Genomic DNA, 14,179 nt, shown 5'->3' with positions numbered 1-14,179 from the left:
CCAACAAAAACGCCGCCCGTACGCTTGGTACGAGCGGCGCTCTGTTGTGCTTTGGGATGGATCAGATCAACGCGGTGCCATGCGGATGCCGCCGTCGAGGCGCACGTCTTCACCGTTGAAATAGCCGGTTTCGATCATGGTCATGGCGAGCTTCGCATATTCCTCTGGCATACCCAGACGCTTCGGGAATGGCACAGACGCAGCGAGCGCTTCCTTCACTTGCGGCGGGGCAGCATTCATCAGCGGGGTTTCAAAGATGCCCGGCAGAATGGTGTTCACCCGGATGCCTTCGCGCATCAAGTCGCGAGCGATTGGCAAGGTCATGCCGACCACGCCGCCCTTTGATGCAGAGTAAGCTGCTTGGCCGATTTGACCGTCTTCAGCAGCAACGGAAGCGGTGTTGACCATTGCGCCGCGCGCGCCGTCTTCGTTGATCGGGTCGAGCGACATCATGCCGGCCGCCGATTTGGCGATGCAGCGAAATGTGCCGATCAGGTTGACCTGAATGACAAAGTCGAAGGCTGAGACGGGAAAGTGCTTGATCTCGCCAGTTTGCTTGTCACGGCTGGCGGTTTTGATCGCATTGCCGATGCCAGCGCAATTCACGAGGATCCGCTCTTGGCCGTGGGCTTCGCGGGCCTTGGCAAAGCCTGCATCGACGTCTTCGTCGCTGGTCACATTGACCTTGCAGAACACGCCGCCGATCTCGGCCGCCATGGCCTCGCCCTTCTCTTCGTTCATGTCGAAGATCGCGACTTTGGCGCCCTTGGCCGCGAGCGCGCGCGCCGTTGCCGCGCCGAGGCCAGATGCGCCGCCGGTGACGACGGCTGGGGTGTTGGCTGATACTTCCATGTAGATTTTCCTCTCAATTCAAACGTCATCCCAGCGAAAGCTGGGATCTAATTCGGGAATGGGCTGACCTTGCGGCCTAAGACCCCAGCTTTTGCTGGGGTGACGGGTGTGGCCTACACGCTCTCAACGATGGTGACATTGGCGATGCCGCCGCCTTCGCACATCGTTTGCAGGCCATATTTCTTGCCATGACGTTTCAGCCCATGGACGAGCGTTGCCATCAATTTTGTGCCTGACGCGCCGAGCGGATGGCCCAACGCAATCGCGCCGCCATGCACATTTAGCTTTTCTGGATCAGCGCCCGTATGCTTCAGCCATGCCATCGGCACAGGCGCGAAAGCCTCGTTGACCTCGTAAAGATCAATATCGTCAATCTTCAAACCAGCGCGGTCCAGCGCGCGGTCGGTCGCAAACAGCGGCTCTTCCAGCATGATCACCGGATCGCCCGCAGTCACGGTCAGATTGTGAATGCGCGCCATCGGCGTGAGGTTGTGGCGTTTAAGCGCCTCTTCACTCACCACCAGAACCGCAGAGGATCCATCGCAAATCTGGCTGGCAGAGGCAGCGGTGATCCGCCCCTCGGGCGCGAGCAGTTTGACGCCCGCAATCCCTTCAAGCGTCGCGTCAAAGCGGATGCCCTCATCCACCGTGTGCATCGCATCGCCTTCCGGCGTTTCGATCGCAATCGGCACGATCTCGTCTTTAAACGCGCCCGCCTCGGTCGCGGCAATCGCGCGCTTGTGGCTCTCGAGCGCAAAGGCGTCGATCTGATCCTTCGAGAAGTCATGCTTCTGCGCGATCATCTCTGCACCCATGAACTGGCTGAACTGCACGTTCGGATACTTCTCTTGCACGCCGGGCGACATGTAATTGCCCAGACCTTCCTTCATATGCAGCGTCATGTTCGAACCCATCGGCACGCGGGTCATGCTTTCAACGCCGCTGGCGATGACAACATCCTGCGTCCCACTCATCACGGCTTGCGCTGCAAACTGGATCGCTTGCTGGGACGATCCGCATTGGCGGTCAATCGATACGGCTGGCGTGGATTGCGGGAGCAGCTTTGACGCAAGCACAGCCATCCGGCCAACCTGCCCAGCTTGCTCACCCGCTTGGCTGACACAGCCGCTTACAACATCATCAATAGCCGTGGGATCAATACCGCTGCGCTCAACAATCGCATCAAGCGAATGTGCCAGCAAATCGACCGGATGAATGCCAGCAAGCCTCCCGCCTCGGCGCCCTCCAGCTGTGCGAACGGCGTCAACGATATAAGCGGTGGTCATAACGGCAATGTCCTCTCAGGGCGATGTACGGGCGGCCTAGTTCGCAGGCCTGCTCCAACTTGTAGCCAAGGAGGTAAGGTCCGCTTACGTAAACGTCAACTGGGATTCTGGAACGGGCTGTTGCACTAATAGCCGATGCCGCGAATGGTGCTCCCAATACGTCAGTTGAGACGCCGCACTCGCATCGCGCGCTTGCCATTCACTTTGGCCTTGAAGCTTCCAAGTGCAGCCTGTTTGATCACAATTGTGTCGCCAGCCTTGTAGCGCTGAAACCCGGATATAGATTCGGTCTGCAGCCAGCGCGCGCCATCTTCGAGCTCGAAGATATACATCCCGTTGCTTCGCTTCTGCGCGCTCGCCAAGGTCGCTGTGATCTCGTTCACGCGCTCTTTGTCGTCATCGCCGCTGAACAATCCGATCTTTGGAAGCCTAAGACCGAACAGGCCGCGTTTGGCCTGCTCGACCTGCTCCCGATCGGCGATTACCAGTTCGCGCGATGCCTGAGCCTCGTAGACGCGGCCAACCTCGCGATCAAAACATGCCAAGCGCGCCTCAGGGTCTTCCACCTCGCGGCACTGAAACATCTGATCGATAACAGCTGGCGTATCTACGCCAGCCTCGGGATCCTCCTGCGCCTGAGCAGAGGTTCCGGCGAGCATTGCCGCCCCGAAGGCCAAGAAGATAAAGTGGGTGCGCATTGAGCTTCCTTTCAGCATCACAATTGTCACAGCAGCTCCAAAAGGCAAACAGCTAAGTGTTACCCAGCTGATAAGGAACGCCGCAAAACCCCCGTTAAACGGCTGATTTTAGTGGTTAACAGTGCGATCAAACCGGTGTTGCAAAGCTGCTACACCGGGATTTCAATTTCACGAAAGCCAACTCTGACGCTTCCCATAGGCGTTCAAAGGCTCTTAGGCCGAGCCTAGGGATTGGCGGGTCTGAGACTTTTGAGCACAGCTCATGATGTTTCTATTGCGCTTTTGCCGTTAAATTGGATGCGGTTTTGACGCTGACACTAAGGTCGGCATCCGGGATCGCATCTTGACATATGCAGGCCAGTTTTTGGCAGGTATTATCATAAGGGTATGAAACCATATGAAGATTTCCAATCAACTCCGACTGAGCGCGGGCTCTTTCGCAGTAGGCTTGGCACTCGCATCGGCTCCGGCCTTTGCGCAAGACGCCGACGTCAGTAGCGATGGAGACGCAGTAGCCGAAGAGGAAAACCAAATCCTCGTTACTGGTTCGCGCTTGAACGTTAACCCGAACCTGGAAGGCGCCAACCCGGTTGTTTCCGTCACAGCGGAACAAATCCAGGGTCAAGGTACAGTCCGGATCGAGGACTTTGTAAACCAATTGCCTCAGGTTTTCGCTGGTCAAGCTGGTGAAGTTTCAAACGGCGCATCTGGTACCGCGACACTGAACCTTCGTGGTCTCGGTTCGCAGCGTACGCTCGTCCTGATCGACGGTCGCCGCCTGCCATACGGTTCGTCTGCGATTTCGTCTGCTAACCTCGACGTCATCCCAACCCAGTTGATTGAGCGCGTTGACGTGCTTACCGGTGGTAGCTCGGCCGTTTACGGTTCGGACGCTGTTGGCGGTGTTGCTAACTTCATCCTCAAGAAGGATTTCGAAGGCGTTGAAATCGACGTTCAAGGCGGTTTCCAGCAAACTGGTAACGGTTCTGAGTTTTTCTCAAACGTTCTTCAGTCGTTCGGTGGTTCGACACCTGGTCCGGTAACGGATGGTGCAGAATATTCGATCACTGGTATCCTCGGCACCAACACCGCTGATGGCCGCGGTAACGTGACCATTTATGCCAACTATGAGCGCCGCGAGCAGGTCATCCAGTCAAACCGTGATTTCTCGGCTTGTACCCTCGACACCAGCTCAAACCCAGCTGTTAGCTTTGAAGGCGTCGGTTGTTTTGGATCGGCTAACTTCCGCCTCTTCGGCGGCCCTGGTGGCTTTACCTTCCAAGAAGCAGACGGCACAATCGTTGACTTCGCAGGTTCACCTGATCAGCGCTTCAACTTTGGTGAGTTCAACTTCTTCCAGCGTCCTTCAGAGCGTTTTACAATCTACGCCAAGGGTAACTATGAGATCAGCGACAATCTCGAGTTCTTCGCTGACCTCTCTTACGTAGATAACGTATCTGACGCTCAGATCGCCCAAACCGCATCTTTCGGTATCGGCGCTTACTCGATCAACTGTGACAACCCGTTCATTCAGAACACACCGGGTCAGCAGCTGACTGACATCTTCGGTTGTGACGCAGCTGCTATCGCGGCTGGTACTGACGTATCTGGTATCACAGCGTCTCACCGTAACGTAGAAGGCGGTCCGCGTAACTCACGGCTTGAAAACACCACCTTCCGCATGGTCGCTGGCCTGCGCGGTGATTTCGGCGACAACATCTGGTCTTACGAAGTGTTTGGTCAGTACGCTGAAACAAGTGACGTTTCTGTTTCGTCAAACGACTTTATCGTTGCGAACCTGCAGCAGGCGTTCTTCGCCGTCGATGATGGCACCGGCAATGTTGTTTGCCGCGACCCATCAGGTGGCTGTGTTCCTTACAACCCATTCCAGCGTAACGCTGATGGCACCACTGCCATCACGCAAGAGCAAACCGACTTCCTTCAGGGCGTTGGCATTGTTCTTGGTGAAACAACTCAGCTTGTAGCTGGTGGTTTCGTCCAGGCTGACCTTGGCGAGTACGGCTTCAGTTCACCGTTCAGCGATAACGGCATCGGCTTCTTGCTCGGTGTTGAGTATCGTGAAGACACATTGACCTCGATCCCTGATGAAATCAGTCAGGTTCCAGGCGGTGGTTTCACCGGTGTTGGCGGCGCCAACTTCCCGGTTGATGGTTCTGTGCAAGTCTATGAGATCTTCACCGAGGTGCAGGTTCCATTGGTAACTGACCGTCCGTTCTTCGAGGAACTTACCCTGGAAGGTTCGTATCGTTATTCTGATTACACCAACAGCGGTAACGGCACGTCAAGCTCGGTTTCTACTGACACCTTCGGTATCGAAGGCGTTTGGGTGCCGGTTTCTGACCTTAAGCTGCGTGCACAGTTCCAGCGTTCGGTGCGTGCACCAAACGTGATCGAATTGTTCTCTGCAGTGAACACAGGTCTTCCGAACCTCAACTCAGCAGGTGTCAATGCTAACGGGGACTCATTGTTTGACCCTTGTGCATCGGATGCTCCGATCGCAACATTCGAGCAGTGTGCTAATACTGGCGTAACTGCAGCTCAGTTTGGCACCATCCTCGATGTGATCTCTGGTCAAACCCAGTCGATTACGGGTGGTGAACCAACTCTCACTCCAGAGAGCTCAGACACAGTCACCTTTGGTGTCGTGTTTGAACCAAGCTTTGTACCAGGCCTGCTTCTGTCAGTTGACTATTTCGACGTCACTGTTGAGGACACGATCTTCGCAATTCCAGCCCAGATCATTCTCGATAACTGCCTCGAAACTGGTAACCCTGCTGCATGTACCCTTATTAATCGCGGTGCAGGAGGGACCTTGGCATCATCTGGTATTCCGGGTGAAGGCTTCAACCAAATCAACCGTAACATTGCTGAACTCAGCACATCGGGCTTTGACATCCAAGCGAGCTACTCGCTGGATATCGACAGCATCGGTAGCGTTGGCATCAATTACGTTGGCACCATTCTTGATGCATATGACCTGGAACCACTTCCAGGCACCATCATCGAGTGCTCAGGCACCCTGAACAACGGTTGTCCAGCGCCGATTACGCCTGAGTATCGTCACCGTTTGGTTGTTGATCTGCAAACGCTTGCAGGTGTCAATTTGAACCTCGCTTGGCGCCACTTCAGCGGCACCACTAACGAGGTGGTCGAAGCAAACCCAGTGGTCGATGACAATCTGCCAGCGGTGAACTACCTCGACTTCTCGTTCTTCTATGACGTGAACGATGTGGTCTCACTGCGCGGCGGTGTACTCAACTTCACCAACGAACAACCACCTGTGTCGGCCTCTTCAGGTCCACCGCTCGGTAACGGCAACACGTTCCCGACCATCTATGACACTGGTCGTCAGTTCTTCGCAGGGATCAACTTCAAGTTCTGATCCTGGCGATAGCCTAAAAGAGAAAGCCGCGGACTTCGGTCCGCGGCTTTTTTGTTTCTACTTGGAGCCTGTGAGGAGCGTCATCCGGCAGATCGATTGGCAGAATAGGCTGTCGCGGACACTACCACGATACACTTATTTTCGGCGAGGCCTGCTGCAAGATAATTGCGCATTGCGATCACTAACGAATGGTCCGGAGCACATGTTGCAAATCTGATACACCTCGCGTTCATTTTCAAAGCGCGTCATGTAAGACTTCACATTCGTCCCCGGAGCGGTCTTTACTGCCTGCAGGAATAGCTTGCATGGATTTTTGGCGTTGCAGCGCCATTTTTTCGGTCGGCTAGTGCCTTATCGAATAGGAAGACCTGAACGCCAAGGCACATAATGCCTAGGCGCTCCTGGCCTTCTTAACGGATGCAAATCTTCGCATTCACAAAAGATTTGGACCAATCATAGGGGTATGAAACCAAATGAAAATTTCGACACAACTCCGGCTTAGCGCCAGCTCCCTCGCCGTCGGGCTCGCGCTCGCATCGGTGCCGGGACTGGCACAGGACGCTGAGGTTCAGGACACTGAAACCGCAGAAGACGTCGCCGAATCAGCTGAAGAGCCATCTGGTACGATTATCGTATCCGGTTCGCGTATTGCTCGCCCCAACCTGGACTCGACCGTTCCGGTTACTTCCGTTTCTGCAGATGAAATCATCGACGGTGCGGATATCAGCTTGGGCGATGCTCTGAACGATCTGCCTTCGCTTCGTTCGACATTCTCACAAGCCAACTCAAACCGTTTCATCGGTACATCTGGCCTGAACCTGCTTGACCTTCGTGGTCTTGGCACGAACCGGACCCTGGTTTTGATCAACGGCCGCCGCCAAGTTGGTGCGCTTCCAGGCGACTTCCGCATCGACGTTAACACCATCCCGTTCGAACTGCTCGAGCGCGTGGATGTGGTTACCGGCGGTAACTCAGCCATCTATGGTTCGGAAGCTGTTGCTGGTGTTGTAAACTTCATCCTCCGTGAAGACTACGAAGGTATCTCCGTCACCGGTCAAAGCTCGATCACGGGCCGCGGTGACCGCGATCAGCAATTTATCGCTGTCACGGCAGGTACTAACTTCGCTGACGGTCGCGGTAACATCGCCGTTTCCGGCGAATACGCACGTGCCGACGCACTGTTTAACACTCAGCGCGATTTCCAAACGGGCGCCTTCAATGGCCGTCGTCAGTTTAACCGCACATCTGTCGGCGTAGGTCCAAACACCTTCACCTTCTTCAATGGCGGTGTTCGCAACGGCAACATCTCGGATGGTACAAACATTCTCGGATTGAGCTGTAATACGACCACTCCGGCCCTCGAAGCAGCCACCTGTGCGACAGACCGCAACGGTGACGTCTTCAACCCAGCTGGTGCGCGTGAAGAAGCACTTTATGTCTTCAACTCAGCTGGGCGTCTGGTTCGCAACCAACCTGACCTCGACTTCCGCCGGGCTGGCAGCAACAACACCCTTGGCGGCGTTGGCTCCACTCTGCGCAACACTGGTCAGCTTGCACCAGGCCTCGATCGCTACACGGTGAACGCCCTGGCTCGCTACGAGTTCTCACCTGCGTTCGAAGTGTTTCTCGAAGCGAAATACCAGTCGCTGGAAGCTCTTCAAGAAGGTCAGCCGACCTTCCGCTTCTTCGATGAAGTTATCACTTTCGACAACGCGTTCCTGAACCCAGCAGATGCTGACTTCATTCAAAACACCCTGCAGCCAGGCTTCACCGGCGGCACCGGGTTCTTCTATTCACGCTTCAACGTCGACCTCGGTGGTCGTTCGGAGATCAACGAGCGTGAAATGTACCGTATCGCTGGCGGTGTACGCGGCGATTACAATGATGACTGGTACTATGAGATTGCTGCTTCTTACAGCCGCCTCGATACGTTCCTGACATCGCGCAACCAAATCATCGAACAAAACTTCAGCAATGCTGTTGATGCTGTGTTCGATGGTGCTGGCAACATCGCATGCCGCATCAACACCGATACGGACACCACAAACGATGACGCAGCTTGTGTTCCACTGAACATTTTCGGTTCAGGCAGCCCAAGCCAAGCAGCGATCGACTATGTTGCGTTCGACTCTACTCGTGACGAGAATGCAGAACAATTCGTTATCACTGCGTTCACCAGCGGCGATCTGTCTAGCTTGTTTGAGCTGCCAGGTGGTCCAATCGCATTTTCTGTTGGTGCAGAATATCGTGAAGAGAGCTCATTCTCTGACTTCGATGATCTGACCCAATCAGGTGCGACGTTCCTGAACATCATCCCAACCTTCGATCCACCAAAATTCACTGAGAAGAGCGTGTTCGGCGAAGTCCGCATTCCGGTCTTGGCGGATATTCCGTTCATCAACGAGTTTACGATCGAAGCTGCTGCACGTTATTCCGATTATAACACTGCAGCTGATAAGATCTTCACTTGGAACGCTGGCGCAGTTTGGTCGCCTATCGAAGACCTCCGCCTCCGCGGTAACTTCTCGAAGTCGATCCGGGTTCCAAACCCAAGCGATCTGTTCTCGCCGCAGTCTCAAAACTTCGCGTTCTTGGCTGACCCATGCGACATTCAGAACATCAACACCGCGGGTCCAAACCGTGTTGCTAACTGTACCGCTATTGGCATCGCACCAGGGGCAAACTTCGTGAACGTCGATGCTCGTGCGGCTTCGCTTCCATTCCTGACTGGCGGCAACCCGCTGCTCGCGGAAGAAGAATCGGAAAGCTACACAATTGGCATGGTCTATGAGCCTGAGTTCTTCCCAGGCTTCGCGATGACGATCGATTACTATAACATCAACATCACAAACGTGATCGCTGCTGTTGGCGCTCAGCAAGTGCTCGATAACTGCTTCGACGCTGATCCGGGCAACTTCCCGAACAACGCGTTCTGCCCATCGATCAACCCACGTGATCCAGCGACGAACTTCTTCGCTGATCCAGTTCTGGTTGGCGGCTCGTTCAACTTTGCTGCTCTCGAAACCGAGGGCATCGATATGGACTTCCGTTACAGCACGACCTTCGAGAACGACAATCGTCTGTCGCTGCGTCTGCTTGGTACTTATGTGCTGCGCAACGTTGCGTTCCTCGACATTGCCAACCCAACTGAGCCAAATCGTATTCAAAGCGAGCTTGGTGACCCAACCTTCGCTGCAAACTTCTCGGTCGATTATGCGTTCAGCGATTTCTCAATCAACTACGACCTTCGTTATGTTGGCCGTCAGCTGATCCAGGAATTCGAAGATGAGTTCGCGTTCAACGGCAACCCACCAAACAACCCACTTGCCAATGGTCAACGCTACTACGGTGACGTTTTCTACCAAGACATCCGGGTTGAATGGGACGTCGAAGAGAAGGCAACATTCTTCGCTGGTGTCGACAACCTGCTTGATGAACTTCCACCGCTCGGTTTGACCGGCGCTGGCGGCGGCTCAGGTGTGTTCGATAACTTTGGTCGTACGTTCTACGCAGGCTTCCGCCTCGACCTCGACTAGGTATAACCAAGCACGAAAAGAAAGGGCCCCGGGAAACCGGGGCCCTTATTCTATGTGGGTCAGTGGATTTTAAAGCTTTAGCACGGCGCCCCCTAGAAGGGGAATTGAGTGGGGCGCTTAAGCTCGTGGCTTCAAACCGCGCGCCCAAGCTCCCACTGCTAAGCCCTAGCTCTCAACATCCATCTTCAGCTCACCGTCGCCTTCATCGATCTTTACCAAGGAGCCATCAGGCACGCCGCCTTCCAGTAACTTCTCCGCCAGCGGGTCCTGCAGATAGCGCTGCACCGCGCGCTTTAGTGGCCGTGCGCCATAGACGGGATCATAGCCCACCCGGCCCAGCCAGCGCAGTGCCGCTTCGGTCAGGTCGAGCTCGATCTTGCGGTCCTTCAGCAGCTTTTGCACGCGTTTCACCTGGATCGCGACGATCGGCGCCATGTGCTCCATCGCCAGGCGGTGGAACAGGATGATCTCATCGAGGCGGTTGAGGAACTCGGGGCGGAAATGCCCGCGCACCACATCCATCACTTCGTTCTCGACATCAGCGACCGTGCCATCATCGGGGAGGTTGGAGAGGAACTGACTGCCGAGATTTGAGGTGAGGATGATCAGCGTGTTCGCAAAGTCGACCACGCGGCCCTGCCCATCGGTCAGGCGGCCATCGTCGAGCACTTGCAACAGCACGTTGAAGACGTCGGTGTGCGCCTTCTCAACCTCGTCAAACAGCACCACCTGATAGGGCCTGCGTCGCACCGCCTCGGTCAGCACCCCGCCCTCATCATAGCCGACATAGCCGGGAGGCGCGCCAATCAGCCGGGCGACGGAATGCTTCTCCATAAATTCGCTCATATCGATGCGGACCAGCGCTTGGTCATCATCGAACAGGAATTCAGCCAGAGCCTTGGTGAGCTCGGTCTTACCGACGCCGGTTGGGCCGAGGAACAGGAATGAGCCAAGCGGGCGGCCCGGGTCTTGCAGGCCAGCACGCGCGCGGCGCACGGCCTTGGAGACAGCGACGATCGCATCGGACTGGCCGATCACGCGCTTGCCGATAATCTCTTCCATCTGCAGCAGCTTATCGCGCTCGCCCTCCATCATCCGTTCCATCGGGATGCCGGTCCAGCGGGCCACAACGCCTGCGATGTCCTCTTCGGTCACCTCTTCACGCAGCAGCGCGTCGTCGGACAATTCCTCTGCGGCTTCGAGCTGCTTCTCCAGTTCAGGAATGCGGCCATAGGAAAGCTCCCCGGCCTTGGCGAGGTCGCCAACCCGCTGGGCCTGCTCCAGTTCCAGGCGCGCTGCATCGAGCTGTTCTTTAATCTTGCTTTCGGACTCGATTTTGTCCCGCTCATTCTGCCAGCGCGTGGTCAGCTCAGCTGAGTCCTGCTCCAGATTGGCCAGCTCTTCGCGCAAAGCGACAAGGCGGTCCTTGGAGTTCGCATCGCCTTCTTTCTCGAGCGCGCTTTCCTCAATCTTGAGCTGGATGATCCGGCGATCAAGCTCGTCGATCTCCTCCGGCTTGCTCTCCACCTCCATACGGATCCGGCTCGCGGCCTCATCCATCAGGTCGATCGCCTTGTCAGGCAGAAAGCGGTTTTGGATATAACGGTTCGACAGCTGCGCCGAGGCAACCAGCGCGCCATCGGTGATCCGCACGCCGTGGTGCAGCTCATATTTCTCTTTCAGCCCGCGCAGGATGCTGATCGTGTCCTCCACGCTAGGCTCGTCGATATAGACCATCTGGAAACGCCGCTGCAGCGCGGGGTCTTTCTCGACATATTTCTGATACTCATCGAGCGTGGTCGCACCGATACAATGCAGCTCGCCGCGCGATAGAGCCGGTTTCAGGAGGTTGGAGGCATCCATGCTGCCTTCGCTCGCGCCCGCGCCGATCAGAGTGTGCATCTCGTCAATGAACAGGATGATCTGCCCATCGGCGTTCTTCACCTCGTCGAGCACGGATTTCAGCCGCTCTTCAAACTCGCCGCGATATTTCGCGCCCGCGATCAGCGAACCCATGTCGAGCGACATCAGCGTGCGGCCCTTCAGACTGTCGGGCACATCACCATTGGCAATGCGCAGCGCGAGGCCTTCGGCAATCGCGGTCTTACCCGTGCCCGGTTCACCGATCAGGGCGGGATTATTCTTGGTCCGCCGCGCCAGGATCTGGATCGTCCGGCGAATTTCCTCGTCCCGGCCAATCACCGGATCGAGTTTGCCGTCGCGCGCCGCCTGCGTCAGATCGCGGGCGAATTTCTCCATCGCATCGTAGGAGCTTTCTGCATTCGCGCTGTCGGCTTTGCGCCCGCCGCGCAGCTGATCGATGGCGGAATTGAGGCTCTGCGGGGTCACGCTCGCCGCCTTCATCGCCTCGCCCGTGGCACCCGGCGCAAGTGACAGCGCAACCAGCAGCATTTCGACCGTCACATAGCTATCGCCAGCCTTCTCCGCGATCTGCTCCGCATTGTCGAGCACGCGCACGGTGTCGTTGTCGAGGCCCGGGGTCTGCTGAGCGCCGCCGCCGGTCACAACCGGGATCTTGCCTAGCCCTTCGTCGACCTTGCTGACCGCCAGGCCAGCCTCGCCGCCGGCGCGCTGGATCAATCCGGCTGCCATGCCTTCTTCGTCTTCGAGCAGCGCCTTCAGCAAGTGCAGCGGCGTAATCCGCTGGTGGTTCATGCGGATCGCAACAGTCTGCGCGCTTTGCAAAAAGCCCTTGGCCCGGTCGGTGAATTTTTCGAGATTCATAAAAGACCCCTCATTCAAAAATGGCTGCCCTCAAAAGAGGTGTGTTACTCGCATATAGGGGTTACCCCAATTGTTGCGAGGGGGCAGCGGAAATTTCAGCCGACTTCAGGTGCCAGCCAGCCGCAAATCAGGAGGCTGAAATGCCCTCAAGACCGGGCACCATGATCGTGCGCACCCCGCCAAAATCCTCGCGCACGACGATCACGCCCTGCTTTTCCAGATGATCAAGCAAGCGCCGGATACGGCCCGGCGAGCTGGTGCCATAGGCCCGCGCCAGCGCATCCTCATCCACCTCAGTTTCGCCCGCATGGGCTGCGCTGGCAATGACCAGCCAAGGGGCCAGCAGGTCTTCTTCAACCTGCCCCGCCAGTTGCAGGATACGCGCACGGGTCGCCTCATTCAGATCATCCAGCCGCGCGCCTGCGATTGCGAAATCGCGGCGGAACACCTGCATATCAGGCATCGGGCCGATAATCCGCTCTCGGCGGCAACGGGCGAGGAAGGATTGGTATTGCGAACTGGCCGATTGAAACGCAGCGTCCTCAGACCCGGCGAGCTCTTTGATGATCGCTGCGATCCGCTCCTGCACGTCGGTTTGCGGCGCAGCGTCCGCTGCGTCTGCGGGCGCTTCTTCGCTGCGGGCAATACTCTGCTCAACCGCTTCAATCGGCGGAGCGGGCGGCGGCGGCGGCGCGGGATTGGCTTTGGCAGCCTCTGCGGCCAGATCCTGCGTCAACAGAGCCTCCATATCCGCGGGGCCCTGCGCGGGCATTGGCATCAATCCGCCAACATCGTCTTTCTTGCCCGATTTCACCGGGCCGATCTTCACCGCGACCGGGCGGCGGCTGATCGCGGGGCCGAGCGCCAGGAAATAGCCGCGCTCCAGCTCGCGAATGCGCTCTGCCTGCCTGCGCTCCATGCCCAGCAGATCGGCGGCGCGCACCATATCGATATCGAGGAATGTGCGCCCCATCAGAAAGTTGGAGGCTTCTGCCGCGACGTTCTTGGCCAGTTTCGCCAGACGCTGCGTCGCCACCACGCCAGCAAGGCCGCGCTTACGCCCGCGGCACATCAAATTGGTCATCGCGCCCAAGGTCATCCGGCGTGTATCCTCGGCGATCTCGCCCGCGACCGAGGGCGCAAACATCTGCGCCTCGTCTACGACCACCAAAGCGGGAAACCAGTGTTCGCGCGGGGCGTCGAACAAGGCTGCGATGAATTGCGCGGCGCAGCGAATTTGCTGCTCCACCTCCAGCCCTTCCAACGCCAGAACCACGCTGGCGCGGTGTTCGCGAATGCGGCGGGCCAGCGCTTCGATTTCGCCTGCAGAATAGGCAGCGGCATCGATCACGATGTGGCCAAACTCTTCGGCAAGGGACGTAAAGTCGCCCTCAGGATCGATCACGACCTGCTGCACCATTTGCGAGCTTTCTTCGAGCAAGCGGCGCAGCAGATGCGACTTTCCGCTGCCCGAATTGCCCTGAACCAGCAGGCGGGTCGCGAGCAATTCTTCGATATCGAACTGCACCGGCGTGCCGGAGGCTTCGTGGCCGATGGTGATCTGAGCTTTCACAATCACCTGCGTAGCGAGCCGAATCCGCACAGCGGAAGGGCCAGCGCGCTCCTAATCCCCAATCCCCTTCGCGAGGCATGCCCCTT

General features: G+C 57.0%; 7 protein-coding genes. 2 read left to right on the top strand and 5 right to left on the bottom strand.

Features of this window, described 5'->3' with window-relative positions:
• Window positions 1–66 precede the first annotated feature (66 nt).
• The 3 genes from AC0V6U_RS01305 to AC0V6U_RS01295 all read right to left on the bottom strand — a co-directional run bounded on the left by AC0V6U_RS01305 (window position 67) and on the right by AC0V6U_RS01295 (window position 2,836).
• Complete coding sequence (locus tag AC0V6U_RS01305) at window positions 67–852, bottom strand: SDR family NAD(P)-dependent oxidoreductase (protein ID WP_472644430.1); 786 nt, start codon at window positions 850–852, stop codon at window positions 67–69.
• Window positions 853–965: 113 nt separating this feature from the next.
• Complete coding sequence (locus AC0V6U_RS01300; RefSeq protein WP_472644429.1) at window positions 966–2,138, bottom strand: acetyl-CoA C-acetyltransferase; 1,173 nt, start codon at window positions 2,136–2,138, stop codon at window positions 966–968.
• 161 nt (window positions 2,139–2,299) lie between these two features.
• A complete protein-coding gene (locus tag AC0V6U_RS01295; RefSeq protein WP_472644428.1) occupies window positions 2,300–2,836 on the bottom strand; it encodes a hypothetical protein in 537 nt (178 codons plus the stop codon).
• Window positions 2,837–3,233: 397 nt separating this feature from the next.
• Here AC0V6U_RS01295 and AC0V6U_RS01290 point away from each other — a divergent pair, with 397 nt between their 5' ends.
• Window positions 3,234–6,239, top strand: coding sequence for a TonB-dependent receptor domain-containing protein (locus AC0V6U_RS01290; RefSeq protein ID WP_472644427.1), 3,006 nt, complete (start codon window positions 3,234–3,236; stop codon window positions 6,237–6,239).
• Between the two features lie 473 nt (window positions 6,240–6,712).
• Complete coding sequence (locus AC0V6U_RS01285) at window positions 6,713–9,775, top strand: TonB-dependent receptor domain-containing protein (protein WP_472644426.1); 3,063 nt, start codon at window positions 6,713–6,715, stop codon at window positions 9,773–9,775.
• 165 nt (window positions 9,776–9,940) lie between these two features.
• Here AC0V6U_RS01285 and clpB read toward each other — a convergent pair whose 3' ends face one another.
• Both clpB and AC0V6U_RS01275 read right to left on the bottom strand, forming a co-directional pair.
• A complete protein-coding gene (gene clpB, locus AC0V6U_RS01280; protein WP_472644425.1) occupies window positions 9,941–12,520 on the bottom strand; it encodes an ATP-dependent chaperone ClpB in 2,580 nt (859 codons plus the stop codon).
• A gap of 127 nt (window positions 12,521–12,647) precedes the next feature.
• Window positions 12,648–14,093 carry an ATP-binding protein gene (locus AC0V6U_RS01275; RefSeq protein ID WP_472644424.1) on the bottom strand — a complete coding sequence of 482 codons (1,446 nt, stop codon included), beginning with the start codon at window positions 14,091–14,093 and terminating at the stop codon, window positions 12,648–12,650.
• Window positions 14,094–14,179 lie beyond the last annotated feature (86 nt).

This window comes from Erythrobacter sp. W36, from assembly GCF_057364935.1.
This window is presented reverse-complemented; position numbering and strand designations above follow the sequence as displayed.

Bases quoted from the DNA above. Each gene is read 5' to 3' on its own strand.
- AC0V6U_RS01305 (WP_472644430.1), bottom strand. From the start codon at position 852: ATGGAAGTATCAGCCAACACCCCAGCCGTCGTCACCGGCGGCGCATCT.
- AC0V6U_RS01300 (WP_472644429.1), bottom strand. From the start codon at position 2,138: ATGACCACCGCTTATATCGTTGACGCCGTTCGCACAGCTGGAGGGCGC.
- AC0V6U_RS01295 (WP_472644428.1), bottom strand. From the start codon at position 2,836: ATGCGCACCCACTTTATCTTCTTGGCCTTCGGGGCGGCAATGCTCGCC.
- AC0V6U_RS01290 (WP_472644427.1), top strand. From the start codon at position 3,234: ATGAAGATTTCCAATCAACTCCGACTGAGCGCGGGCTCTTTCGCAGTA.
- AC0V6U_RS01285 (WP_472644426.1), top strand. From the start codon at position 6,713: ATGAAAATTTCGACACAACTCCGGCTTAGCGCCAGCTCCCTCGCCGTC.
- clpB (WP_472644425.1), bottom strand. From the start codon at position 12,520: ATGAATCTCGAAAAATTCACCGACCGGGCCAAGGGCTTTTTGCAAAGC.